The 24,953-nt window shown below is 72.3% G+C and carries 25 protein-coding genes and 1 pseudogene; 16 read left to right on the top strand and 10 right to left on the bottom strand.

Translation table 11 applies throughout. From position 1 onward, the window contains the following. The first annotated feature begins 132 nt into the window (after positions 1–132). Positions 133–1,374 (top strand): SPFH domain-containing protein, encoded by a 1,242-nt coding sequence (locus tag ACIQF6_RS08130; protein ID WP_400891540.1) that lies wholly within the window; start codon positions 133–135, stop codon positions 1,372–1,374. Next, positions 1,371–2,330 (top strand): C40 family peptidase, encoded by a 960-nt coding sequence (locus tag ACIQF6_RS08125; RefSeq protein WP_400891537.1) that lies wholly within the window; start codon positions 1,371–1,373, stop codon positions 2,328–2,330. Before ACIQF6_RS08130 ends, ACIQF6_RS08125 begins: the two co-directional genes overlap by 4 nt. Positions 2,331–2,392: 62 nt before the next feature. On the opposite strand, the gene ACIQF6_RS08120 is transcribed toward ACIQF6_RS08125, so the two are convergent. Further along, positions 2,393–3,349 carry an aldo/keto reductase gene (locus ACIQF6_RS08120; protein WP_400891534.1) on the bottom strand — a complete coding sequence of 319 codons (957 nt, stop codon included), beginning with the start codon at positions 3,347–3,349 and terminating at the stop codon, positions 2,393–2,395. Positions 3,350–3,500: 151 nt separating this feature from the next. Here ACIQF6_RS08120 and ACIQF6_RS08115 point away from each other — a divergent pair, with 151 nt between their 5' ends. Then, a complete protein-coding gene (locus ACIQF6_RS08115) occupies positions 3,501–3,701 on the top strand; it encodes a hypothetical protein (protein ID WP_400891531.1) in 201 nt (66 codons plus the stop codon). 103 nt (positions 3,702–3,804) lie between these two features. Further along, the gene (locus ACIQF6_RS08110) at positions 3,805–4,653 is read left to right on the top strand and encodes a tyrosine-protein phosphatase (RefSeq protein ID WP_400891528.1); all 849 of its coding nucleotides are present in this window, start codon (positions 3,805–3,807) and stop codon (positions 4,651–4,653) included. Between the two features lie 155 nt (positions 4,654–4,808). Here ACIQF6_RS08110 and ACIQF6_RS08105 read toward each other — a convergent pair whose 3' ends face one another. The 7 genes from ACIQF6_RS08105 to ACIQF6_RS08075 all read right to left on the bottom strand — a co-directional run bounded on the left by ACIQF6_RS08105 (position 4,809) and on the right by ACIQF6_RS08075 (position 12,939). Then, positions 4,809–5,630: an RNA polymerase sigma factor SigF gene (locus tag ACIQF6_RS08105; RefSeq protein WP_400892192.1), complete on the bottom strand. Its 822-nt coding sequence runs from the start codon at positions 5,628–5,630 to the stop codon at positions 4,809–4,811. A gap of 145 nt (positions 5,631–5,775) precedes the next feature. Beyond that, complete coding sequence (locus tag ACIQF6_RS08100; protein WP_400891525.1) at positions 5,776–6,633, bottom strand: RNA polymerase sigma factor SigF; 858 nt, start codon at positions 6,631–6,633, stop codon at positions 5,776–5,778. 205 nt (positions 6,634–6,838) lie between these two features. Further along, positions 6,839–7,132, bottom strand: a complete 294-nt coding sequence (locus ACIQF6_RS08095; protein ID WP_400891522.1) for a Dabb family protein — start codon at positions 7,130–7,132, stop codon at positions 6,839–6,841. A 76-nt stretch (positions 7,133–7,208) separates the two neighbouring features. Beyond that, complete coding sequence (locus ACIQF6_RS08090; RefSeq protein ID WP_380486435.1) at positions 7,209–7,349, bottom strand: hypothetical protein; 141 nt, start codon at positions 7,347–7,349, stop codon at positions 7,209–7,211. A gap of 397 nt (positions 7,350–7,746) precedes the next feature. Beyond that, entirely contained in the window at positions 7,747–11,445 is a 3,699-nt protein-coding gene (locus tag ACIQF6_RS08085) for a HEAT repeat domain-containing protein (RefSeq protein WP_400891519.1), read from the bottom strand. Beyond that, on the bottom strand, positions 11,442–11,864 hold the full coding sequence (locus tag ACIQF6_RS08080) for a hypothetical protein (RefSeq protein WP_400891517.1): 423 nt from the start codon (positions 11,862–11,864) through the stop codon (positions 11,442–11,444). The genes ACIQF6_RS08085 and ACIQF6_RS08080 overlap by 4 nt, the downstream gene beginning before the upstream one ends. Before the next feature lie 175 nt (positions 11,865–12,039). Further along, the gene (locus ACIQF6_RS08075; protein ID WP_400891515.1) at positions 12,040–12,939 is read right to left on the bottom strand and encodes an HNH endonuclease; all 900 of its coding nucleotides are present in this window, start codon (positions 12,937–12,939) and stop codon (positions 12,040–12,042) included. Positions 12,940–13,470: 531 nt separating this feature from the next. On the opposite strand from ACIQF6_RS08075, the gene ACIQF6_RS08070 reads away from it, so the two are divergent. After that, a complete protein-coding gene (locus ACIQF6_RS08070; protein ID WP_400891512.1) occupies positions 13,471–14,700 on the top strand; it encodes a DNA sulfur modification protein DndB in 1,230 nt (409 codons plus the stop codon). A gap of 98 nt (positions 14,701–14,798) precedes the next feature. On the opposite strand, the gene ACIQF6_RS08065 is transcribed toward ACIQF6_RS08070, so the two are convergent. Together ACIQF6_RS08065 and ACIQF6_RS08060 are read right to left on the bottom strand one after the other, a co-directional pair. Continuing rightward, entirely contained in the window at positions 14,799–15,482 is a 684-nt protein-coding gene (locus tag ACIQF6_RS08065) for an HAD family hydrolase (RefSeq protein ID WP_400891509.1), read from the bottom strand. Next, positions 15,479–16,327 carry a GntR family transcriptional regulator gene (locus tag ACIQF6_RS08060; protein ID WP_400891507.1) on the bottom strand — a complete coding sequence of 283 codons (849 nt, stop codon included), beginning with the start codon at positions 16,325–16,327 and terminating at the stop codon, positions 15,479–15,481. Before ACIQF6_RS08060 ends, ACIQF6_RS08065 begins: the two co-directional genes overlap by 4 nt. Before the next feature lie 395 nt (positions 16,328–16,722). Here ACIQF6_RS08060 and ACIQF6_RS08055 point away from each other — a divergent pair, with 395 nt between their 5' ends. From ACIQF6_RS08055 to ACIQF6_RS08005, 11 genes and pseudogenes are all read left to right on the top strand, one after another. Continuing rightward, entirely contained in the window at positions 16,723–16,887 is a 165-nt protein-coding gene (locus tag ACIQF6_RS08055) for a hypothetical protein (RefSeq protein WP_400891505.1), read from the top strand. Continuing rightward, positions 16,884–17,729 carry a DUF2637 domain-containing protein gene (locus ACIQF6_RS08050; RefSeq protein WP_400891502.1) on the top strand — a complete coding sequence of 282 codons (846 nt, stop codon included), beginning with the start codon at positions 16,884–16,886 and terminating at the stop codon, positions 17,727–17,729. The genes ACIQF6_RS08055 and ACIQF6_RS08050 overlap by 4 nt, the downstream gene beginning before the upstream one ends. 34 nt (positions 17,730–17,763) lie before the next feature. Beyond that, on the top strand, positions 17,764–18,213 hold the full coding sequence (locus ACIQF6_RS08045) for a hypothetical protein (RefSeq protein ID WP_400891499.1): 450 nt from the start codon (positions 17,764–17,766) through the stop codon (positions 18,211–18,213). A 21-nt stretch (positions 18,214–18,234) separates the two neighbouring features. Then, a complete protein-coding gene (locus tag ACIQF6_RS08040; RefSeq protein ID WP_400891497.1) occupies positions 18,235–18,540 on the top strand; it encodes a hypothetical protein in 306 nt (101 codons plus the stop codon). Beyond that, positions 18,485–18,934: a hypothetical protein gene (locus ACIQF6_RS08035; protein ID WP_400891494.1), complete on the top strand. Its 450-nt coding sequence runs from the start codon at positions 18,485–18,487 to the stop codon at positions 18,932–18,934. The genes ACIQF6_RS08040 and ACIQF6_RS08035 overlap by 56 nt, the downstream gene beginning before the upstream one ends. Positions 18,935–18,952: 18 nt before the next feature. After that, a complete protein-coding gene (locus ACIQF6_RS08030) occupies positions 18,953–19,147 on the top strand; it encodes a hypothetical protein (protein ID WP_400891491.1) in 195 nt (64 codons plus the stop codon). Between the two features lie 110 nt (positions 19,148–19,257). Next, on the top strand, positions 19,258–19,602 hold the full coding sequence (locus ACIQF6_RS08025; RefSeq protein ID WP_400891488.1) for an RRQRL motif-containing zinc-binding protein: 345 nt from the start codon (positions 19,258–19,260) through the stop codon (positions 19,600–19,602). A 13-nt stretch (positions 19,603–19,615) separates the two neighbouring features. Next, on the top strand, positions 19,616–20,326 hold the full coding sequence (locus ACIQF6_RS08020) for a DNA methylase (protein ID WP_400891486.1): 711 nt from the start codon (positions 19,616–19,618) through the stop codon (positions 20,324–20,326). Beyond that, a pseudogene (locus tag ACIQF6_RS08015) lies at positions 20,295–23,068 on the top strand (DUF3987 domain-containing protein). The gene ACIQF6_RS08020 and the pseudogene ACIQF6_RS08015 overlap by 32 nt, the downstream one beginning before the upstream one ends. Positions 23,069–23,384: 316 nt before the next feature. Continuing rightward, complete coding sequence (locus ACIQF6_RS08010; RefSeq protein WP_400891483.1) at positions 23,385–23,648, top strand: helix-turn-helix domain-containing protein; 264 nt, start codon at positions 23,385–23,387, stop codon at positions 23,646–23,648. A 13-nt stretch (positions 23,649–23,661) separates the two neighbouring features. Beyond that, complete coding sequence (locus ACIQF6_RS08005) at positions 23,662–24,936, top strand: tyrosine-type recombinase/integrase (protein ID WP_400891481.1); 1,275 nt, start codon at positions 23,662–23,664, stop codon at positions 24,934–24,936. Positions 24,937–24,953: the final 17 nt, after the last annotated feature.

Here is a 24,953-nt window from a genome sequence, read left to right as displayed (position 1 = left end):
TTTCCGACATAGCGACACACCGGATGGCATTCGTCGCATTTGATGATCAATCAGCCTAGCCTGGGTCCCCGGCACTGCCCGTCAGATCCGGGCCGCCCGTTGCGCGACACTCTGAACCCTTAGGACACGTGCATGGACGTCACCCGCGACTCGTCGCCGCGACCCCGTTCCTGGCCCTCCTCCGTCGAACCGTCCGCCGACCCCGTCGGTGCGACCCAACTGACCAAGGCCGTCGCCGAGGCGGTGAACAACCCGCTGATCAGGCCCACCGCCCCGGTCGAGGAGCGACCCGACAGGGGCGCGTCGACCGAGCGGCTCCCGGTGGTCCAGCCGGCCGGCCCGGTGCTCGACCGCGTCGGGTCCTCGGCCCACCCGACCGTCGCGGACGCCGCCACCCACCGGCGGCCGCCGCGCGCCGACCAGTCGCTGCGCGAGCGCCCGGCGTTCGCGCTGCCGGGCTGGCTGCCGGTGCTGGCACTGCTGCTCGGCACCGCCGGCGTGCTGCTGGTGCTGGCCCGCGCCGGGGTGGTCCCGCACCTGTCGGGCCTGCCGGACGTGCGCACCGCCGCCGTGAAGAGCGGCGGCGCAGAGGTCGACGACCGGACCGTCGCCGCGGTCGCCGCGATCGGCCTGGCGATGCTGACGGCACTGGGCGGGCTGCTGTCCAACCCGGGCGGCGAGACCCGGGTGCTGACCCGCTGGGGCCGCTACCGGGGCACCGTGCGCCGCACCGGCCTGCTGTGGGTCAACCCGCTGGTGCGCCGCCGCCGGGTGGACGTCCGGCTGCGGCACTGGCGCAGCGAGCCGGTGCAGGTCACCGACCGGACCGGCACCCCGCTGCTGGTGCGGGTGCTGATCGTGTGGCGGGTCAAGGACACCGCGCGGGTCACCCTCGGCATCGCCGACCACGAAACGTATCTGCGCGAGCAGGTGCAGGCCGTTCTCACCCGGACCTCCTCCGCTCTGCCGTGCGACTCCAACTCCGCCCCCGGGCCCGCGCTGCGCGACGGCCAGTGGTTCGCCGACGAGCTGACCCGGGCGCTGGCCGCGGAGACCGCCCCGGCGGGCATCGAGGTGTACTCGGTGCAGCCGCTGGCCCTGGACTACGCGCCGGAGGTCGCCGAGTCGATGCGCCGGCGCCGGCTGGCCGACCTGGACGCCGGGCTGCGGACCGTCCTGGTGGACGACGCGGTGGAGGCCGCAGCGCTCGCGGTGCGCCGCCTGGAGCGCGCCACCGCCCATGAGTTGGACGACAGCGCGCGCAGCGCCCTGATGGAACAGCTGCTGGTCGCGTTCGTCGCCCCGGCCGGGGTGACCGCCTCGGTTCCCGCTCCGGCCACCCGGCCGAGCCGCAAGGAAGGGAAGCCCGCGTGACGACTTCGCTCACCTCGATATCCACCGACCCCGCCGACCTGCCCGACTGGTCCGGCGCGCCCCTGCTGGGCTTCGCCGAGTCCGACGGCCCGGCGGCCTGCCGGTGCGCGGACTGCACCCGGCCCGCCCCGGCCACCACCACCACTGCCGCCGCCGGGACGGCCGAGCGGGCGGGCCGAATACACCGCGCCGTCCGTTCGACCTGTCTGGCCACCACCGTGCTGGCCGGCGCGGGAGCCGTCGGCCTGGGCCTGGGCGCGACCACCGCGCACGCCATGCCCGCACCGTCCGGCCCCGGCTGGGACGGTCACGTCTACTGGTTCAAGAACGCGGCCGGCGAGTGGCGCTACACCCAGTGGCACAACGTCTACCTGGAGCGCACCGGCGGCTCCACCGCCCCCTCGAAGCCGCAGGGCTCCGGCTCCTCGCAGTCCTCGTCCGGCGGCATCCGGCAGGGCTGGGACGGCAAGGTCTACTGGTTCAAGAACGCGGCCGGGGAGTGGCGCTACACCAGCCACTACGACGTGTACGTCTCCCGCACCGGCGGGGGCGGCTCCTCCGCCGGTGCGTCGAAGCCGGCCGCGCCCGCGGCGAGCGGCGTCGAAGCGGCCGTCTCGTACGCGCTGGCGCAGGTCGGCAAGCCCTACGTGTGGGGCGGCAACGGGCCGAACGGCTTCGACTGCTCGGGCCTGGTCCAGCAGGCCTTCCGCCGGGCCGGGGTGACCACCCCGCGGGTCGCCGACGACCAGTACCGGGCCACCACCCCGATCACCTCGAAGCAGCTCCGCCGCGGCGACCTGATCTTCTGGTCCAGCAACGGCCGGGTCTCCGGCATCCACCACGTCGCGATCTACCTCGGGGACGGGACGTACGTCGAGGCCCCCCGCCCCGGCAAGAACGTCCGGGTCTCCCAGCTGAACAGCGGCTACTACCCCGACTTCTTCGGCCGCCCCTGAACCACGACGGCGCCCCTCCCGCACGTCGGCGGGAGGGGCGCCGTCGCGGTGCCGGCGATCCGTCAGGCCGACGCGGCGTCCAGCAGCTTCAGCTCGCCGTCGGTCAGCCGCAGCGCCGCCGCGGCCAGCAGCGACGGCAGCTGCTCCACGGTGCGGGCACTGGCCAGCGGCGCGGCGACCGTGGGCTGTGCGGCCAGCCACGCCAGCGCGACGGTGGTCGCCTCGACGCCGTGGGCGGCGGCGACCTCGTCCAGCGCGGCCAGCACCCGGGGCCCGCGCGGCGTCTCCAGGTACCGGGTCGCGCTCTGCGCCCGGGCGCTGTCCACCTCCGTGCCGGGCCGGTACTTGCCGGTCAGGAAGCCGGCCGCGAGCGCGAAGTACGGGACGGCGGACAGGCCGTGCGCGGCGACCACCTCGGCCAACTCGCCCTCGTAGGTGTCGCGGGAGACCAGGTTGTAGTGCGGCTGCACCGCCACGTACCGGGCCAGGCCCTCGCGCTCGGCGAACTCCAGCGAGGCGGTGAGCCGCTGCGCGTCGATGTTGGACGCGGCGAGCTCCCGCACCTTGCCCTCGCGGACCAGCTCGTCCAGCGTCGTGACGATCTCCTCGACCGGCGTGTCCAGGTCGTCCCGGTGGGTGTAGAACAGGTCGATCCGCTCGACGCCGAGGCGGCGCAGCGAGCCCTCGACGGCGCGCCGCACGGTGTCGCGCTTCAGGTTGTCCAGGCCCGGCGCCATGCCGGCCTTGGTGGCGACCACGATCTGCTCGCGGTTGCCGCGGCTGCGCAGCCAGTTGCCGATCACCGTCTCGGACTCGCCGCCGGAGTTGCCCGGCACCCACGACGAGTAGGTGTCGGCGGTGTCGATGAAGTTGCCGCCCGCCGCGGCGTACGCGTCGAGCACCGCGAAGGACTGCGCTTCGTCGGCCGTCCAGCCGAACACGTTTCCGCCGAGGGACAGTTGGGACACGGCGAGGTCGGAGGAACCGAGTGCCACCCGGGTGGTGTCAGTGGAAGTCATGCTTCAGGACAACCCGTTCGGGTCCTGCTTGATTCCGGTGCGACCGGATGTTCACCCAGGTGTCGTCCGAGGTGAGGGCTCCGTGCAGAGTGCGCCCGCAGTGGGGTCCGGGGTGTCGGCGGGCCGTCGGGGTTGGCTAGAGTCCCGTTCCATGGCTGACAACGACTACGACCCCGCCGGCTCCACCCAGATGTTCCGGGCGTTCGTCGACGAGGCCCCGGCCGCGCAGGCCCCGGGCAACGTCACCACCTACGGCAGCAGCTCCTCGTCGAGCCGCACCCCGCTGATCGTCATCGGGGCCATCGTGGCCCTGGCGGTCGTGGCCGGCGTGATCTGGCTGGCCGTCAAGTAACCCTCGGAGCCCTGCCTACCGGGGCCGACCGGACACTCCGGGCGGTCCCGCGGTTCGGCGTGCCTACACTGGCGGCAGCCGTCGCAGCCCGCCAGGAGGCCCCGTGTCCGCGCCGTCCACCGAGACCGCCCGCAGCCTCGGCCTGGCGGCCGCCGTCAACGCCCGCGACCTGGGCGGCTACCGCACCGCCGACGGCCGCACCGTCCGCCCCGGGCGGCTGCTGCGCACCGAGGCGCTGAGCCGCGTCGGCGACCGGGACCGCGAGCTGCTCGGCGGGCTCGGCCTGCGCCACGTCGTCGACCTGCGCAGCCTCGACGAGGTCCGCCGCCTGGGCGCCGACCTGATCCCGGGCCTGCCGACGGCGGTGCTGCCGATGGACGCCGCCGCGGCCCTCAGCGTGCCCTCGCCGGACGGGCTCGGCCCGGCCCTGCACCACCTGCCGGTGTTCTCCGCCGACTTCGACCTGTACGTCGACCTGCGGCGGGCCCTGGGCGGCGGCGAGCCGGAGGCGGCGCGCTCCGTGCTCGGCGACGGGCGGGGCGCCGCGATGATGACCTCGATGTACCGCTGGTTCGTCACCGACCCGCTGGCCCGCTCCCGCTTCGCCACCGTGCTGCGTCTGATCGCCGAGGCCGACGGCGCCCCGGTCCTCTTCCACTGCACCGCCGGCAAGGACCGCACCGGCTGGACCGCCGCCCTGCTCCTCACCGCCCTCGGCGTGGACCGGGACGCCGTCCTCGCCGACTACCTCCTCACCAACGAACGCGCCGCGACCCGGATCGCCCGCGTGGACCCGCTGATGCGCCCGCTGGCCCGCGCCGAAACGGTTTACCTGAACGCGGCCTTCGAGGAACTCGCCGCCGGCTGGCCCACCTTCGACGACTTCTGGCGCGACGGCCTCGGCCTGACGGACGATCACCGCATCGCCCTCAGGGCAAGTTGCACCGTTTAGGGGTTCGAGGAACGGCGGGGCCGAGTCTGCGAGCGATCAACAGGGCGCTTTGCGTCGCGAGGTTTCCGGTCCCCCGTCTTCGCCCCGCCGCAACACGGCCGCCGCCGGCCCCTGACCCCTCCGCCACGAACTCTCGCCGTTCCCCGAGCCCCTGATCACTCGCTGGTCAGGCCTTCGCGCAGGTGGGCGAGGGTCTTGGTGAGCAGCCGCGAGACGTGCATCTGGGAGATGCCGATCTCCTCGCCGATCTGGGACTGCGTCAGGTTGCCGAAGAAGCGCAGCATGATGATCCGGCGCTCGCGCGGCGGGAGCTTGGCGAGCAGGGGCTTCAGGGACTCGCGGTACTCGACGCCTTCGAGGGCGAGGTCCTCGTAGCCGAGGCGGTCGGCGAGCGGGCCGTCGCCGCCGTCGTCCTCGGTGGGGCTGGAGTCGAGGGAGCTCGCGGTGTACGCGTTGCCGACGGCCAGGCCCTCGACCACGTCGTCCTCGGAGACGCCGAGGCAGGCGGCGAGTTCGGGGACGGTGGGGGAGCGGTCGAGCCGCTGGGAGAGCTCGTCGCCGGCCTTGGTGAGGGCCAGCCGGAGCTCCTGCAGGCGGCGCGGGACGCGCACCGACCAGCTGGTGTCGCGGAAGAAGCGCTTGATCTCGCCGACCACGGTGGGCATGGCGAAGGTCGGGAACTCGACGCCGCGCTCCGGGTCGAACCGGTCGATGGCCTTGATCAGGCCGATGGTGCCGACCTGGACGATGTCCTCCATCGGCTCGTTGCGGCTGCGGAAACGCGCGGAGGCGTACCGGACCAGCGGCAGGTTGAGCTCGATCAGGGTGTCCCGGACGTAGCCGTGCTCGGCGCTGTCGGGCTCCAGGACGGCGAGCCGGCGGAACAGCGAGCGGGACAGCGTTCGGGTGTCGAGCGCCCGGTCGGGGGCCTCGGCGGGCCCGGCCTGGGCCGGGATCGGTACGACGACGGACTCGATGACCGCACTGCCCTGTTCTGTGAACACGCGCCCACCCCTTTTTCGACTGCCTGCCGAACGGGTTCCACCCGTCCGGCGGTTCCCGACTGACGTGTCCTTCTGCTCAATACCGGATCACCGGGCCCGGCAAACCCGAACAGCGGGCTTACTCCTCCCAGGAGTTCCCGGTGCGCAGCCGGGTGAGGATCCGCGACAGCAGCCGGGAGACGTGCATCTGGGACATGCCGAGTTCGGTGGAGATCTGCGACTGGGTGAGGTTGGCGAAGAACCGCAGCATGATGATCCGCCGCTCCCGTTCGGGGAGTTGGACCAGCAGGTGGCGGACCATGTCGCGGTGTTCGACGTCGGTGAGGGCGGAGTCCTCGTAGCCGAGCCGGTCCAGCAGGGCGAGCCCGCCCTCGTGTTCCTGGGCGGCCTCCAGCGAGGCGGCGTTGTAGGCGCGGCCGGCGTCCAGGCAGGCCCGGACGTCCTCCTCGGGGATGCGCAGGTTGGCGGCGATCTCGGGGACCTTGGGGGCCCGGCCGTGGGCGATCGTCAACTCCTCCATGGCGCCGCTGACCTGGACCCACAGCTCCTGGAGCCGGCGCGGGACGTGCATGGTGCGGACGTTGTCGCGGAAGTAGCGCTTGATCTCGCCGAGGATGGTCGGCAGCGCGTAGGTGGGGAACTGCACGCCGCGGGTCGGGTCGAACCGGTCGATGGCGTTGATCAGGCCGATGGTGCCGACCTGGACGATGTCCTCCATCGGTTCGCTGCGGCTGCGGAAGCGGGTGGCGGCGTAGCGGACCAGCGGGATGTTGATCTCGATCAGGGCGGCTCGGACCCGGGTGCGCTCGGGGGCGTCGGGCGTCAGTTCGGCGAGTCGTTCGAACAGCACCCGGGTGAGCGTCCGGACGTCGATCGCGCCGCGCCCGCCGGGGCGGCGGGCGGCCAGCTCGACCGGGTCCGGCAACTCTTCGGCCCGGTCCTCCGGCGCACTGCTGCCCTGCGTCCGCACCGACACGTCACCCCTCCCTTGTGGACCACCTCGCCAAAATTTCCGTCAAAACCGGTCATAGCATCACAAGTCGCTCTGTGGCCGGGCAAGCACCCGGCAGAGGCGTGTTGATGCCCTGTCCAGCATTCGGCGGAGCGCGCCGCGACCCCCGGCCGGGTCGGCAGGCCGGGGGTCGCGGTGGCGTACGGGTACGGCGGGGCGTGACGGGCGGTCAGACCTCCACGTCGGCGATCACCCAGGTGGCGAACGCACGCCACTGCCCGGCGGCGGCCTGATGGGCCGGGTGGCCCAGGTAGGCGGCCAGCGCGTCGCGGTCCTCGACCAGGCTGTTGATCGCGAAGTCGTACGCGATGTCCCGCTCGGTGGTGTTCCAGCCGCACTCCCACTCGCGCAGCTCCGGAATCAGCGCGCCCAGCTCCGCGAACGCCTTCGCGCCCGCCAGGGCCCGCGGGTCGTCCTTGCCGACGCCTTCGTTGAGCTTGAACAGGACCAGGTGCCGGATCACGATGCCGCTCCTCGCGGATCAGGAGGGCACGCCCCGGCCGGGGAGCGCCCCCGAAGGACGAACCCCGCAAACGGTACTAGCGGACCAGTCCGGTCATGAACGACCCGACCGCCTTGGCCGCGTCCGAGATCCCGACGAAGCCGGACTGCACCAGCTCGGCGGCGCGCACCGGCGAGGTGATGATCGTGTAGATGACGAAGATGACCACAATCCACATGGCCACCTTCTTCGCCTGAGCCATCGAACGGGCCTGCCTCCCTGAGTCGGGCCGCCGTCCTCTCCCCGCACGGCCCTGCCACCCGCAGCTTATCCACCGGACGGCGCAAGGAGTGAGGACCCCGTTCACCCACCGGGACGAAGGTCCTGCCCGGACAGGGCTTTGTCCGGGTGTGCCCGCCACGACGGCACGGCAGGATGGTTCATGTACCGAGGATCTGGCAGGAATCCCCGGTACGGCGATCCGGAGGTCCCCGCTGTGGGACCGGGCACCGCGGCTTCCCCCCGACGCGGACCCGGTTGTGGGACCTCCGCCCGGGGCGGCAGCTCGTCCCCCCGGAGCTGCCGCCCCCTCCGCTTTCCCAGGGGCCCGTCCCCGCATCCCCGACGCCCGGTGGTCAACCGCCCGGAAGCGCGGGGCCGTCCGCCGCCCACGGCGACCCCGGCGTACGCAGCGCCTCGCCCAGCCGGGCCGCCTCCACCGCCACCCCCGGCAGCCGCTCCGCCCGCGCCCGGGCCGCCAGCAGCTCCACCGTCCGCGCACCCCCGAACGCGAACGCCAGCGCCCGCAACGCCGCGATCCGCGCCTCCTCGTCGCCGTCCGCCACCGCCCGCAGCCGCAGGAACTCCGCCGCCTCCGGGTCGGCCACCAGCGCCCGCAACGCCACCCGGCGCGGCAGCGGATCGGCGTCCGCCACCGCCCGCTCGCGCAGCAGCCCGACCGGCCGGGCCGCCCGGTCGCGGGACAGCGCGTGCAGCGCGATCGCCCGGATCGCCGCCGACGTGTCCGCCACCGCCCGCTCCCGCAGCAGCGCCCGCACCGCCGGATCACCCGGCCGGTGCGCCAGCAGCACCCGCAGCACCGACAGCCGCACCGCCGCGTCCCGCAGGTGCGCGGCCCGCGCCAGCAGCAGCACCCCGGCCCGCTCCTCGCCGTCGAAACAGCGCACCACCGCCGCCAGCGCCAAGTCCCTGGTGCGCGGATCCGGATCCGCCACCGCCCGCTCCAGGAACAGCGCCCGGGCCTGCGCACTCGGCGAACGCCGGTCCGCCAGCGCGGTCAGCACCGCGCCCCGCACCAGCGGGTCCGGCGAGTGCACGGCCTCGTGCCGGACGAACTCGTCCAGCTCCGGGGCGTCCGCGAAGTGCGCCGCCAGCTCGCCGGTGGCCTGCGCCCGGCCGTGCCCGTCCGCCGCCCGGGCCCGCTCGAACAGGAACTCCGCCACCTCCGGGTCGCCCGCCCAGCCCTGGCCGAGCAGCGTCAACGCGAACACCCGTACCTCCGGCTGCCCGTCCCCCGCGACGAAACCGCGCAGCTGCTCGGCCACCTGCCGGTCACCCGCCCAGCGGTGCGCCAGCACCGCGAGAGTCCGCCGGCGCACCATCGGATCCGGGTCCTCGGCGACCCGCAGCCGCAGGAACTCCGCCACCTCCGGGTCGCCCGCCCAGCCGCGGGCCAGCCCGGCCAGCGCCGCCATCCGTACCCGCGGATCCTTGTCCACCCCCGCCAGCAGCCGCAGGAACGGCGCGTTGCGCGGATCCTCGGCCGGCCGCAGGCAGATCGCCTGCAACGCCAGCCCGCGTACCCCCGGATCCCGGTCGGTGCGCACCCGCTCGCGCAGGAACTCCGCCGACGCACCGCCCACCCGCTCGTTCACCGTCAGCGCGAACACCGCCAGCCCGCGCAGCTCCGGCTGCGGATCGGCGGCCGCGATCTCCCGCAGCAACTGCAGCGCCGGGCCGTCGCACGCCCAGCCCTTGCCCAGCGCCAGCATCTCGTTCAGCCGGTTCTCGCCCCGCGCGCCCGCCACCCGGGCCCGCAGGAACGCCCCGCTCTCCTCCTCGCCCGCCCAGCCGTCCGCGAGCGCCGCCACCGCCGCCTCCTGGGTCAGCGGGTCGGGGTCCTCCTCGATCCGGCGGCGCACGAACGCCCCCACCCGACGGTCGCCCGCCCAGCCGTCCGCCAGCGCCGCGAACGCCGCCGCCCGCTGCGCCGGCGACCAGCCGTGCTCGGCCCAGGCCCGCAGCACCGCGGGGCCGCGCGGATCGTTCAGCAGCAGCGCGCACGCCAGCCGCGCCGTCACCGCCCCCACCGCCAGCAGCGGCGACTCCCGCTGCGCGTGGTGCCCGTACACCAGGTACCAGCGCAGGAACCGCTCCCGCCCCACCCAGTGCGGCCCCAGCCCGGTCAGCACCGGCCGCAGCCCGTCCAGCGCCTCCACGATGTCGCCCGGGAGCACCGTCGAACCCTCCGCCGCGTACGCCTCGAACAGCGCCACCAGGGCGTCCACCACCGCCTCGCTCTGCGCCGTCACCAGCCCGAGCTTGCGCACCTCGCCCAGGCAGCGCACCGCCAGCACCAGCCACTCCGGCACCGGGTCGCCCGCACCCGGCAGGGCCGGCGCCGCCGCCAGCAGCCGCGACACCGCCTCGCCGACGAACCGCTCGTCCAACTCGCCCGCCAGCAGCAGCAGCACCTCCCGCCACGCCGGGTCCCGCCAGCGGGCCGCGAACACGCCCTCCAGCAGCTGCTCCTCGGTCAGCGAACGCTCCCGGTTGAACCGGTAGGCGATGTCGGACGCCGCCAGGTACTCCAGGAACGCCCGGTGCACGAAGCCGTACACCTCGCCGCCGAACCGGCTCAGGATGAAGTTCCGCTCCCGGAACTGCTGCAGCATCGCCCGCGCCACCGGCGCCGCCCGGTCGGCCGGCAGCTCGTACCGCTCCCGCAGGTAGCCCTCGAACGACGCCAGCAGCACCCGCCCCGGAATGTGGTTCCCGGCGATCCCGTCGCCGCCCTCCTGCATCCGCCGCGCCACCAGCCGCAGCAGCTCCAGCCGGTCGTCGGACGCCAGGTACGGCATCCCGCCGTCCACCCGCCGGTCCTGCAGGTACTTGCTCGGGTCCCAGTGCTCCACCAGCACCGCCACCGCGTGCTCGTACACGGTCCGGCGGTCCCGGGGCAGCTCCCGGCGGCGGCCGATGATCGCCAGGATGGTCAGGATCAGCGGATTGCCCGCCAGCTCCCGCACCGGCGCCGAGGACGCCACCGCCGCCGTCACCCGCCGGTGCAGCCGCTGCGCCTCCACCGGGTCGCCCGGGACGGCGGTGGCGTACCAGCGGGCCGCGAAGGTGTCGATCTGCCGGTCGTCCAGGTCCTGCAGCATGTAGTGGTTGAACCCGGCGGCGTCCAACGGCTCCCGCCGGTAGCCGATCACCCGGGACGTCACCAGCACCCGCACCTGCGGGTAGCGGGCCGCGAACGCGGCGATCCGGCGGCTCGCGGTCTCCCGGACCTCCGGGTCGAACAGCTCGTCCAGGCCGTCGAAGACCACCAGGGTGGCCGCCGGGTGCTCGGTCAGCTGACGCTCCAGCAGGCCCGCCGACAGGCCCAGGCCCTCGGTGCCGTGCAGGTGCGCCAGGAAGTCCTCGAAGGTCCGCTCCCGCCACTCCGGGTCCGCGTACCGGCGCAGCTCCACGATCAGCGGCAGCCGGCCCGCCAGCGCCGCCACCTGGTCCGGGACGGCCGCGCCCGGGTGCACCAGCGGCTCGGTCAGCGCCAGGCCGAGGAACCGGGCCAGCGTGGACTTCCCCGACCCGGGGTCGCCCAGCAGCACCGCCCGGTGGCCGTCCGGGCCGGCCAGCAGCGGCAGCACCGGTACCGCCGGGCGGCGCCGGTAGGCCTCCCGGACCCGGCGCACCGTCTCCCGCTCCACGCCCGGCGGCAGCCGGTCCGGGTCCAGCTCGCCGGTCTCGGTCAGCCGTTTCAGCAGCTCCCGGGGCAGCTCCACGGGCGGCGGGTCGGCCCGCACCAGCTGCGGGACGAACACCTCGCGCAGGTGCACCGCCGGGTGCTCGTCCTGCTCCGACAGCGGGGTCAGCACCTCCAGGTCCAGCCGGTGGTAGCGCTCGCGCAGCCGCACCGCGTGCCGGCGGCGCGCCTCGTCCAGGCCGCCCGGGGGCGGCGCCGGGGCGCCCACCGTGATCTGCACGCTCTGCGCGTGCTGGATCATCGTCAGGTCGCCGCCCGCGGTGGCGTGCTCCGCGGACTGGCCGCCGCCGTCCGCCCCCAGCAGCCGGCGCCAGAACCCGCTCACGGCTGCGGCTCGTCGAACCGCACCGAACCCTCCACCCCGTCCACCAGGTTCACGTCGCCGCCCGCACGGACCCCGCGCGCCGACTGGCCGTCACCCGCCGCGTCGGTGACGGGCGCCGTCGACGCCTCCGGGACGGGACCGGACGCGCTGCGGCCGCCGATCACCACGTCGCCCTTCACGTCCCGCACCATCCGCACCGACCCGCCGGCCGCCGCCCCGTCCGCGGACTGCCCGCCGCCCCGGCCGCGCACCCCGCCCGTCACCGACAGCACCAGACCCGCCAGCCCGACGAACAGCCCCAGCACACCCGCCCACTGATTCGCCCGGTCCAGCCCCTCCCCCCACAGGAACACCGCCAGCCCGACCACCGAGACCCCGGCCCCGACCCACACCAACCAGCGCCACCGCGTACTCCCCATACGGGCATCATCCCCTCAACCCCGGCCCCCCCAACCGGAAACGGGCCGCCACTGCGGAACGGGCCGGCGAACGGGCGTGCTGCGCGTGCCCGCAGCGCTTCGAGCACCCCTGGAGGCATCCGACCGCGTCGGCGGAACTGTTCGAGACAGTCCGTGGTCCCCAGGTGTCACCGTGTCAGTTGCCGCGGTGCTGGGCCCAGTGCGCCGCCAGCCACTCGCGGCCGTGCTGGAGCGGGACAGCCGGTGCGGCACCGTGCAGCGGCGCATAGTCCGGGTAGGCGGACAGTTCCGGTGCCAGGTCCAGGACCAGGTTGCCGGGATCAACTGCGATGTGGCCCAGATCGAAGAGACGGTGGACGTCTCGGCGCAGCAGGATGCCGCCGTTGTCGTGGTGCTCGCTGTTGGCCGCGTAGCTGTAGAGGTGCGCGGCTTCCAGTACGGAGGCCGGGGCGGGGCCGGTGAATGCGCACACCGCGCCGTGCCGCTCCAGCAGCCGTGCGCGGAACGCAGCTTGTCCCACCCTGGCACGTACGATCCGCGCACGATGGCCACCCGCGATGGTGCGTCGCGCCTGCTCGGCGATGGTCACCGACGTGGTCACGCCCGCTCCGACGAGGGCCTCCTGGAGTCGTTCCCACCGAATGCTGCGGATGCTGTGCTGGGTGGTGGGCTTGTCGCACATTGATCGAAGTACGGCGCCGGACAGGGCGCCGGCCATGTCGACCCACGCGGCGTCGTGCTGGCTGCGGTACGTCGTGACTTCCTCGCGGCGCGAATTGGGCACGTCGAACGCGCCCCCGCACTTGCACACGTAGACCGGTTGCTTCGTCTTCCGCGGCTTGAAGCTGCCTTTCCCGCAGTTCGGGAGCGGGCAGGTGTAGCGGTCCTTCTCTGCTCGGCCGATCTCGATGTGTTCGATCACCGACACGCCGAGCAGGGACTTCTTGTCCCACAGCGCGATCACGTCACCGACGGCAGGGCCTCCGCTGTTGGGGACGGTCTCGTCCCAGCTGTAGTGCCGCGCCGGGTCGTCGTCGTAACCATCGTTGCCACTGCGCTCGCGGTCGTCGCCCACCGCCAGAACCAACCATGCTGTCGCCATGCCGACCCCCTGTTGTCCGTCCCCCGGCCGCCTGCACGGTAGCGGCAACCCGACATCGACAACAGTCATTTGTCGGTAGCACGACGAAGGCCCCCGTCGGAATCCCGACGGGGGCCTTCTGCGGCGGTAGCGGTGGGATTCGAACCCACGGTGGAGTTGCCCCCACACACGCTTTCGAGGGCTGAGCGGTGGTGTTCGGTGGGGTCCGCCGGGGTTCCAGGCCCGGGTAGGAAGGGGGTTGCTGGGGGTCGGTGAACCCCGACGAACGGGGGTGAATGAGACCAGAACTGAGACCACGGCCGGTGGAGCCTGCGCCCGGCCGAGTGGCTGCGAAGCGGACGGCGGGACGCCGGCGCCATGGTTCATTGGTCTCTGTGTAGTCACAACAATGCAAAAGGTAGTCAGAGAGTACGCGAGACCAATGCTCGACTACGTGAGATTTTCCGCGTAATATGTCTCTCGTTGGACGTAGAAGGCGTCCGCAGACACGAGGAGAAGAGCGACATGGAAGACAGCACTGACACCGGAAGCGCCACCACGGCGCGCCAGCGGCCGAAGATCCCCTATGGGCGTGTCGCCTACCCGGCTATCGGCTACAAGATGGGCAACCGGCGGATGGTCACTACTGTGATGAGCCCGGTCACCTACGTTGGGACTGTTGGGAGCCGTGACGACTGGGATCCGCTCCAGGGGACTGGGACCAACCGCAAGGAGGACAAGAACCACCGGCAGGCCATCGCCAAGTACATCGAGGAGACCGAGGACTACGTTCTCAACTCGGTCCTCGTGTACTACAGCCCCGATGACGCCAAGTTCGTGCCGGACGACGAGGACGCCCCCATCAGCATGGGGACGCTGTATGTGCGGCCGGGGGCAAAGGCCAAGGTCGGCGATGGTGGGCACCGCACTTCCGCCTACGGCGATGTGATCGAGGCGCACCGCCACGGTGACGATGTGCTGGAGCGGCTGCAGGACAGTGGCCAGCCCGTGATCGTGGTGCTGGACGATGACCACGCGCGGAGGGCACAGGACTTCACTGACCTGCAGCAGAATGCCAAGCCGCTCAATGCCTCCATCGCGCAGTCGATGGACCGCCGCCAGGAGATCAACAGGATCCTCCTGGAGGAGATCCTCAAGGGCCCGCACGTGCCCGCCTTTGACGGGGGTAAGCGAATCGAGTTCCTCACCGACTCGCCCGGCAAGCTCTCTCCCAAGCTGATGGGATTCAAGACGCTCCGGTACGCCACGGGCACGATGCTCATCGGGACCGGGGTCCGCTCGACCCGCGCCTGGGATGAGGCGGTCGCAGTCGAGATCGTCACCGCCGGGGCCGAGGCCGTGCTCCAGAAGATGGCCGCGTTCTGGAACGGGTTCGGTGCGTTGCCCGACGTTGCCAGCGTCCTGGCGGTTCAGAACGGTGTGGTCAAGCTGCGCGAAAAGACCTGGCTGACCAGCGCCAACGTCATCTACGCGCTGGCGGCGGCGGTCCACGATGTCACCAATGGCACCGATGTGACCGTCAAGCAGGCGATGGAGGCGGCTGCCACCATCGACTTCACCCGTGCCGGGACCACCTTCCACGGCACTCTGGTCGACCCTGCGCAGTACGACGAGGCGGGCGAGGTGATCGTCAAGGAGAAGGCGCTGACCGGGCGCGACGCCTGGGAGGGTGCTGCGGAGAAGCTGGTAGCGAAGATCCGGCGCGAGCTCGCGGAGTCGGTTACGACCGCCTGATCACTACGAGCGGGACCCCCGGAGTAGAAGTCCGGGGGTCCCGCTCCAGTTTGCATCATGACGCGTGACTGCCGGCAAAGACACTGGTGCGCGTCCTATCAGCTCAGCGCGTCTGCGATGAGCTGCATGGATCCCACGATGACGACCGCACCGGCAGCGGCCAGTTTCGCGTCCTTGCCGGGTTTGTTGGCGTACCCGATGGTGGCCACGCCTGATGCGTCTCCGGCCTCCACGTCTCGGACGGCATCGCCGATGAAGACGCATTGCTCCGGGCCAGTGCCAGCAGCGGTCATTGCGTCGAGGAGGAGGCGCGGGCTCGGTTTCATAGACGAGGGATCGCCGGGGATCCTGCCGAAGACGCCGGTCACGAGACCACTGAGGCCGTGGTCGGTGAGGTAGGTCTCAATGGCCACGGTCGCGTTGTTGCTTACGATCGAGACCAGGCGGCCGGAGCTGGCGCAGGCCCGCAGGACCGACTCCCCGCCAGTATTCGCCAGCCCGACGCGGGCAGCTTCGGTCTCCAGCGCCGTCAGTGCCGCGTCGGTGCTCCCTGTCAGGTCGGGCCGTGCAACGGAGACCAGCCGGAGCAGGGCGAGGGGGTCGTTCTCGTGCTCGGCCCCGGCCGGCGTCTGCTCGCCGTCGGCGAGCAGACGTTCCCGGAGACGACGGGCCACCTCTGGGGCGGGGAGGCCCGCGAAGACCGAGCAGACCGGGCCGTCGAAGTCGAGCAGCACATGCTTCACCGGCCGGAGCACATCAGCGAGTTGCAGGGCGGCAGTCACGGCTGACGCTCGTACGCGATCGTGCTCCACACGCTGTCGAACCACATCTGGGCCTGCTGGACGTACTGCGACCCGAGGGAAGCGTCGTCCGGCCCGGCCGCGTGGTGGAAGAGAGTGGTGTCCTTGCCGGTCACGTCGTAGAAGGTGTGCGCCGCGTCGCCGATCGAGACCGTCCGCTCTCGTAGGGGGTAGAAGCCGAAGAAGGCTTCGGACCGGTTGAGGATGTACAGCTTGAACAAGCTGGAAGCCCGATGCACCTTCACCTGGACTGTGGCCGACTGAACCAGGCCGAGTTCGGCCAGCACCTCAACCGAGTGAGCGATGCCGTTGGCGGCCGTGAGCGCGATGTCTCGGGCACGCTCGCGGAGGGCGGCCTCATCTTGCAGCCCGTCGACCAGCACCGGCACCGCCATCGGAGCCGTGGTGTCGGGCAGCAGCAATCGGACGGTGATGGACTCCGGCGTCAGCCGCCCCTCACGCACCTTGTCCAGAGGCTCTGACAGGGCGCTGTGCAGCGTCTCGCTGGAGAATCCGGCGAAGTCGAGCGTCACTTGCTGCTGAGTGAACGCCGCCTCAAGGTGCGGACGAAGGCCGACCGGGCGTGACGTGCGCTCCCGGACGAATGAGCCGCTGCCCTGGCGCGTCACGATCAGCCCCTCGGTGCGGAGCAGGTCGAGCGCCTTGTCCACCGTGCCGCGCGCCACGCCGAAGCGCTTCGCCAGCTCGGGGCCGGACGGCAGTTTGTCGCCGGTCTCGAATCCGGGCTTCTTCGTGAGGATCGAGGCCCGCAGCGAGCTGCTGACCTGCTGATACGGGGGGCGCGAGTCGTCCGGGTCAAGGGCCATGGGCCCAATGCTAAAGCACTCACCCAACAGACGCGAGAGACCCAACTCTCATGACTCTCTTGACCTACCTAGGCAGGTTGTCTATGTTGTGAGTGTCGCAACCGAGAGAAGCGGGAGCGACAGGGAGGGCCCTTCTTCGGGCTGCTCTGACCTGCACGAATGCCCGGAGGGGCGGGGTGAAAGCCCCCCGAAGGCAGCGTTCGTTCCTTGAGAACTCAACAGTGTGCTGATCAACGAACGAGTGTCTTTGGTCCCCGATCCGTGCTGCCTGTGGCGGGTCGGCGGTCATGGCTGCTCGTGAGTGACGAGTGGTCAGGCCCACGAAAACGGGCCGCCGCGCTCCGGCCAAGGAACGCGCGGCGGCCCCGGGCCACCCGCCTACTGGAGGTAGACCCGTGAAGTCGATTGTTGCAGGACAGCACGCCGCGAACGCCGAGGAGTTCGCGGAGCTGGCGTTGGGCGTGGACTCGGAGCTGTTCGCCGGCGTGCCCGGCGAGAGCCCGATCGAGCGTAAGGCTCGGAGGGACGTGGCGCTGGCGGTGCTGGGGGTTGCGGCGTGAGTCGGGCCTCTAAGTTCTGGATGGTCCTGGGGCTGCTGGCCGTGGTCGGCATGGCGTTCCGGGTGTCGTGGAACGCGCTGCGGGACGTGGCGAGCGCGATCGGGGCCGACCCGACCGCCGCCACTGTCTACCCGCTGGTGGTCGACGGCCTGATGGCCCTCGCCCTGGTTGCCGCGCTGGTCCTCCCGCAGGCCGACCGGCGGTTCGCGCTGAGGGTGCTGGCCGGGTACACCGCCGCGTCGCTGGTGCTCAACTACGTGCACGGTCTCGTGCCGAATCTGCACGGTGGCGGTCGGGTGCCGCTCGCCGCTTGGGCGCCCGCCCACTGGGCGCTGGTGCTGCTCGCCAGTTCGCTGCCGGTCGGCTCCATCTTCTTCGGGTCGGACCTGGTTGCGAAGGCCCTGCACCATAAGCCCGAATCGGCGGAAAATACCCAGGGCAGCGCAAACCGGTCGGTATCTGACCTGCCGGAACCCTCCGACGCTGAGGTCGACTTTCCGCTGTACGAGGCGCCCGACCCGATCCCTCCGGTCGAGCCGACCCAGGAATCGGCCGAGGCCCCGACATCGGAACCGGTGGCCGAGCCGACCGAGGTTCCGGTCAAGTCCCTTGCAGCTGCGGTGAGTCGGCCCCGCCGGACGACCGGAACCGTCCCGCAGTCGGCCCGCACGAAACTCCCCGCCCGCTCCCCGGAGGAGCTGCTGACCGCCGCCCGGTCGGCCACCGCCGACTGGAAGGACAGCGAGCTGACCGCCGACCGCATCCGCGTCGCGGTCCGCACCTCCTCCGACCGTGCCCGCACCCTGCGCGACGCCCTCAAGGCCGAACGCGTCGCCGTCTGAACTCCCGCGCACCACAACCTCTTTGGAGCCTGCTGTGCACATCGCTCGCGCCGCCCGGTTCGCCGCCGCCCACTGCCTGCTCCGCGCCGCCTCGGACGTCGCGGACCACTGGGTCCAGACCGACCACCAGGCCCGCACCAAGGGCCAGCACGACCACAACGACGGGCAGTCCAGCGCGGCCGGCCGCCGGGCCTGCGCCGCCCACGTCGCCACCTACACCGCCACGCAGGCCGCCGTGCTGCTGGCCGGCACCCGGGTGCTCTGGGTGCGGCTGCGGCCCGGTCCGGTCGCCGCCGCGCTGACCCTGTCGGCGATCACGCACTACGTCGCCGACCGGCGCGAGCCGCTGCGCAAGCTGGCCGACGCCACCGGCAAGGGGAACTTCGTCCGGCTCGCCGACTTCGGCATGAACGGTGCCTACGCCCTCGACCAGGCCTGGCACCACGCGTTCGAGACCGCCGCCGCCCTCATTGCCTCCGCCTGAGATCCCGAAGGAGATACCGCCATGACCTTCCCGACCGTCCCCACGGACCCCGTGACCGGCCTGCCGACCGGCACCGTTGTCGTGTTCCTCACCCTCTGCTCCGCGCCGGTTGCCCTCTACCCGAGCGGCACCGTCCTGGAGACCGGCCAGCCCACCTACATGTGGACCTGCCTGGGCTGCGGGGAGCACACCTACTACCCCGAGCAGCGCGGCACCGTCCGCCACATGGAACGCCGACGGCGCCGAGCACTCCGCCGGGGACGCCGTGCTGATGGCCGCCCTCGCGCTCGGCTCCGGCGCCGCCGGGATCACGGCCATCCGGGGTGAGCACGGCGACGCGACCACGGGGGCGATGGCGCTGACCGCATCCGGCTCCCTCGCCCTCGCAGGGGTGGCCGCCTACAGCGACGGGCTGGCGCTGCCGTTGCTGCTCTGGTCGGTGGCCACGACCCTCGCCTATGTCCTGGCCGCGAAGTACTGGCGCCACGACCGGCGCGAGGAGACCGCCAACCAGCACCACATGGTTCAGCGGGCCGCCGAGCACCGCCACACCGAGACGGTCGAGCTCATCCGGGCCCGTACCCAGACCGAGGTGGCCCGGGAGGCCACCGCCTACGCCGCCGCCCTGGCCGAGGCGATGACCGCCCGCGCCGCTCTGCCCGGCTTCGACCCGCTCGCGCTTGCGGCCACCGAACTCCCCATGCTCCCCGCCGCCCGCTGACCCGAAGGAGCAACTGCCATGGCTGCCAACGACCGCCGCTCGGTGCTCGACCCCGACAAGTTCGGCGCCGACAACCTCACCGACTCCGCCCGCCTGCTCCTGCTCGGCGGTTGCATCGCCCGCAAGGAAGCCCGGGGCAAGTCCACCGCCCGTCTGGAGGCCCGCGCCGACGAGATCCAGGCCGAGGCCCGGGAGCGCTGGAACCGCTCCTGACGGCCTGTCCGACCGGCCGTGCTGCCCACCCTCGACCGCACCCGGCGGCCGTGGGCGGGCGGTGCGGGGGCCGGACAGCCCAGCCCCCGCCACCCCCTAGGGAGGCACCCGTGCCCCTCACCCCGAGCACCACCGCCACCGTGCCGGTCTACCGGTGGAAGTGCGCCCCGAACGGCCTGGCCACCCGCCGACAGCTCCGCGCACAGGGCCTGCGGCCCGGCGGACAGCCCGTCGTCGGCGAGATCGTGTGGCGGCGCGGACGCCGCGTCGCCCACCTCTACCGCGTCGCCGACGCCGCCCCCGTCAGGCCCATGACCCCCGGCAAGCACGCCGCGTTGGCCGCCGCCATGACCGCGCGCCGTACCTGCCCCGCCTGCGAGCGGGACGCGGGGTACGTCATCCCGCCCTCGCTCGGCACCTGTTGGCCCTGCTCCGACGAAGCCACCGCTGCCTGAGAAGGAGACCCCCTTGCCACCGACCACCACGCTCCGAGTGCTCGACGCGTTCAGCTGCGCGGGCGGCGCCGGAACCGGCTACGCGCTCGCCGGGTTCGACGTCACCGGCATCGACATCGACCCCCAGCCCAACTACCCGCACCGCTTCGTGCAAGGCGACGCCGTGCGGTTCATCCGGGAGCACGGCGCGGAGTTCGACCTCATCCACGCCTCCCCGCCCTGCCAGTACGACTGCACTCTCACCGCCGGCACCAACCAGCACCGCCGGGGACTCCACCAGGATCTGCTGGACCCCACTCGGACAGCCCTCGAATCGACGGGGCGCCCGTGGGTGATCGAGCAGCCCTCCGGCCGGGCGAGCAGGCGCATACGCGCCGACCTGGTGCTGTGCGGGGAGATGTTCGGCCTGCGGGTGATCCGGCACCGCCTGTTCGAGCTCGGCGGCTGGACCGCGACCGGGCCTGCCCACGTGCCGCACCGGGGCCTGACGATCGGCTACCGCCACGGCCGGTACGTCAGCCCCGAGCAGGGCCGGTACTTCCAGGTCTACGGCAACGGCGGCGGCAAGGGCACCGTGACTGAGTGGCAGGACGCCATGGGCATCCACTGGACCGCCGACCGGCGCGAGCTGGCCGAGGCCATCCCGCCCGCGTACACCGGGCTGATCGGCCGACAGGCCGCCGCGTGGCTCGGTGCGGTGGGCCGCGCCCCGCTCGCCGCCTGACAGCGGCCCGGCGGTGGTGCTCCTGGACTGGCGGGCCGCCCGCCACTTCGACCGCACCCGCGACCTGCCCTGCCGCTGGTGCGGCCGTCCCACCCCGCTGAGGGACGACCGGTGCCGCTTCTCGCACAAGATTTGCGCCGAAGCCCACCCCGACGCCCCGCCGGCCGCCGTGGAGCCCGGCACCCTGCCCACAGGTAAGGAGTCACAGGTGAGTGACTGGCACCCGGCCGTGGCCGCCGCGCAGCTCGCCGCCGCGCACGGCCATGCCGTCTTCCCGATCACCCGCACCAAGAAGCCCGCAATCCCCAGTCCGCACCCCGACGACCGCACCTGCAAAGGCGGTTGCGGCCGGTACGGCCACGGCGTCCACGACGCCACCATCGACCCCACCACCGTCCAGGCCCTGTTCGACGCGGCTCCCTGGGCCACCGGCTACGGCATCGCCTGCGGACGCGCCCCGCACCAGCTTCTCGGTATCGATCTCGACGTGAAGCATGGCATCGACGGGCCCGCCAATCTCAAGGCCCTCGCGGCCGGGCACGGCTTCGGGATCCCGCGCACCGCCACCGTGGCCACCCCGTCCGGGGGCTGGCACCTGTGGCTGTCCGCCCCCGCCGGGTTGGTGGTGAAGAACTCCGCCTCGGAGCTGGCGCCCGGCGTCGACGTGCGGGGAAGCGCCGGGGTGCTGGTCGGCCCCGGCTCCCGCACCGCCGCCGGCAGCTACCGGTTCGCCCCCGGTAGGGGACCGGAGCACATCGCCTCCGTGCCGCCGGCCCTGCTCGAACTCCTCACGCCGCCTCCTCCGGCGCCTGCGGCCGTGGTCGACCCGCAGGCGCTGCGCAGGGCGGTCCACCGGCAAGGCGCGTACGTGGCGGCCGTCCTGGAGCGGGAGGCCGCCACCGTCTCGCCGGTCCGCCAACCCGGCCGGGGAAGGGCGCTGTTCGCCGCGTCCGCCCGCGTCGGCAGTCACGTCCACGCGGGCACCATCCCGCAGCCGCTGGCCTTCGACACGCTGCTTGGCGCGGGTCTGGCCACCGGTCTGCCCCGGGCCAGGGCGGGGCGGGTAAAGCCGCTTTCCCCGCCCCGCCCTGACACCGGCCCAGCACACCCCCGCACCGCACCAACCTCCGCCCAATCACCCGTGCCGCCTCTGGAGGAGTCACCTGTGACCGTTCCCCGCACCGCCCCCGCACCTGACGACCCGTACGGCAACGTCACCAGCCTGTTCGCCGAGGGCTGGGAGGACTCCGAGCCCGGCCACAGCGGCCCCGAGGCGTGGGACGTCCCCGTGCCGGTCGGTGAGTCCCGCTCCCTGCCCGCGTTCCCGACCGATGTGCTGCCCACATGGGTGGGCAAGATGGTCGGCGCGGTGGCGGAGGAGACCCAGACCCCGGCCGACCTGGCCGGGTGCCTGGCCTTGGCCGCGCTCGCCACGGCCGCCGGCGGGCGCCTGTCGATCCGCCTGCGGGGCCGCTGGCACGAGCCGCTGAACATCTACACCGTCGTGGCCCTGCCCCCGGGCAACCGCAAGAGCGCCGTGTTCGACCACGTGATCCGGCCCCTGCTCACTGTCGAAGCGACGTTGAAGGACGCCAGCTCGGTGAAGCGGACCGAGGCCGAGACGACGCTCAAGCTGCTGACGGCCGCCGCCGAGCGGGCCGCTGCCAAGGCCGCCGCCGCTGAGGCGGACCAGCGCGAGAGCCTGATGAGCGAAGCCGTGGTGCTGGCCAGGCAGGCCAAGACGGTCGTGGTCCCGGCCGAGACCCAGCTCATCGCCGACAACGTCACCCAGGAGTCCTTAGGGACGCTGCTGGCGGAGCAGGGCGGCCGGATGGCGGTGATGAGCCCCGAGGGCGGGATCTTCGACATCATCGCCGGGCTGTACTCCGGCAGCACCAACATGGAGATCTTCCTCAAGGGCCACGCCGGGGACCTGGTCAGGGTCAACCGGCAAGGCCGCAGCGCCCAGCACATCGAGCGCCCGGCCGTGACCATGGGACTGGCGATCCAGCCGGAAGTCCTGGACGCGATCGCCAAGGTGAAGGGCGCGGCCTGCTGGCCCGCTACCTGTACTCGGTGCCGGTGTCGCTGGTCGGCTCCCGCTCGCAGGACCCGGAGCTGATCCCCGACCACGTCGCCGACACCTACGCCACCCGGCTCGCGGACCTGACGACCGAGCTGGCGGGCTGGGACGAGCCGAAGGTGCTGACCCTTGCCCCGGAGGCGGACGCGGTCCTGATGGCCTACCAGAAGGTCACGGAGTCCCGGCTCGGCAAGGACGGGAGTCTGGCCCCGGTCGTGAAGTGGGCCAGCAAGCGGGACGGAGCCGTGGCCCGCATGGCCGGGCTGCTGCATCTGGCCGCCCACCCCGACGACGCGTGGAACCGGCCCGTGGACGCCGCCACGATGGCGGCCGCCACCCGTCTCGGGGACTACTTCACCGTCCACGCCCTGCACGTCTTCGACGCCATGGGCGCCGAACCCGCCCGAGACCCGGCCCTCGCCCTGCTCGCGCACCTGCGGGCCTGCCCGCCTAGCGGGGCGTTCACCAAGCGGGACGTGTTCCGGGCGGTGTCCCGTTCGGACTTCCGCACCATGGCCGACCTGGACCCGGCCCTGGCCCTGCTGGAGGAGCACGGGTGGCTGCGGCAGCAGGCCCCGCCGCCGCGCTCCGGCAAGGGCGGCCGGCCGCCGTCCCCGCGCTACCAGGCCCACCCCGCCATCGGCTCAGGGGACCAGTGAGCCGATGAGAGACCCCGGAGCGCTGACAGAACTGACAGAACCTCCCGAAACATGCCCTGACCTGCACAAACGCTCAAGATCACCGCCGTGACAAAACCGGTAAAAACTCTGACAGAACCTCCCCCACGGGGGTTCTGTCAGAGCACCGCCCGCCGTGACAGAACCCCCTCCACCGAGGTTCTGTCAGAGTTTTTACCGGTTTTGTCACAGACGCGATCATGGACAAACTCGCAGGTCACAGGCCATGTGGCGAGGTTTTCGAGGTTCTGTCAGTGCTCCGGGCCTTCCGCCGCCCGCACAGCCGCAGGAGGACCACATGACCACCGCCACACCCGACGCGCTCCCCGTGGGCGAACCCATCGTCGGAGAAACGGACTACGACCCGACCCTGGTCGCCCTCACCGTCGAAGAGGCCGCCCGCCGCCTCAGCATCGGCCGCACCACCATGTACGCCCTCATTCGCGACGGTGAGATCCCCACTATCCCCATTGGCCGACTCCGCCGCGTCGCGGCAGAAACGCTCATTGAGTACGTCCACCGCCGGATGCAGGACACCGAATACATCTCCATCGCAGCCTGAGGAGGCAGCACCCTTGGCGACTCGTCAGCCCAACGGCGGTTCCAGCATCTATCAGGACAAGGACGGCAGGTGGCACGGCCGCGTGACCGTCGGGGTGAAGGACGACGGCAGCCCGGACCGTCGCCACGTCCGGGGGAAGAACCGGGCGGAGGTGACCAAGAAGGTCCGGGAGCTGGAGCGGCAGCGCGACGACGGCAACGTCCGCAAGGCCGGCAAGTCCTGGACCGTCGCATCCTGGCTCACCCACTGGGTCGAGAGCATCGCGACCCTGCACGTCCGGCCGAACACCCTCTCCGGCTACCGCGTGGCGGTGAACGTCCACCTGATCCCCGGGGTGGGTGCTTACCGGTTGGAGAAGCTGGAGCCGGAGCACCTGGAGCGCCTGTACGTGAAGATGCAGGCCGGCGGCAGCAAGCCCGCCACCGCCCACCAGGCTCACCGCACGATCCGCACGGCGCTCAACCAGGCCATCCGGCGCGGCCACCTCACCCGGAACGTCGCCTCCCTCGCAGTCGCGCCCAAGGTCGAAGAGGAGGAGGTCGAGCCGTACGAGGTGGAGGAGGTCCAGGCTCTGCTGTTGGAGGCAGGCAAGAGTCGTAACAGCGGGCGCTGGGCCATCGCGCTGGCGCTCGGTCTCCGGCAGGGTGAAGCGCTCGGGCTCCAGTGGCGGGACGTCGACCTGGAGGCGGGCTCGCTGCGGGTACGGCAGGCCCGACAGCGGCCGAAGTACGCGCACGGCTGCACCGACCCGTGCGGCCGGAAGCACGCCGGTCGCTGTCCCGAGCGGATTCACACGAACGAGGACGCCGCCCTCACGAAGTCGCGGGCGGGGAAGCGGCTGATCGGCCTGCCGGATCAGCTGGTGAAGCTCCTCCTGCTGCACAAGGAGGAGCAGGACCGGGAGCGGCTGGCCGCCCGGCAGGAGTGGAAGGAAGGCGGCTGGGTCTTCGCCTCGGAGACGGGCCTGCCGCTCATCCCGCGCACCGACTGGGACCGGTGGAAGCAGCTCCTTGCAGCAGCGGGAATCCGGGACGGGCGGCTGCACGACGCCCGGCACACCGCCGGCACGATCCTGCTGCTGCTCGGTGTGCCCGAGCGGATCGTGATGGAGATCATGGGGTGGTCCAGCTCCGCCATGACCAAGCGGTACCAGCACGTGACGGCCCGAATCCGCCGGGACGTGGCGAAGCAGATCGGCGGCCTCATCTGGGAGGTGGCCAAGGACTCCAGCGGCGACGGGCCGGGTGAGCCCGACGGCCCGTCGGCCAGCCCGAAACCGGCCAACTGAGACCAAAACTGAGACCG

It is taken from the genome of Kitasatospora sp. NPDC092948, assembly GCF_044754805.1.
In the GTDB taxonomy this organism is placed as follows: Bacteria; Actinomycetota; Actinomycetes; order Streptomycetales; family Streptomycetaceae; genus Kitasatospora.
Note: the sequence above shows the minus strand (reverse complement) of the source record. Positions and strands in the feature narration are given on the sequence as shown.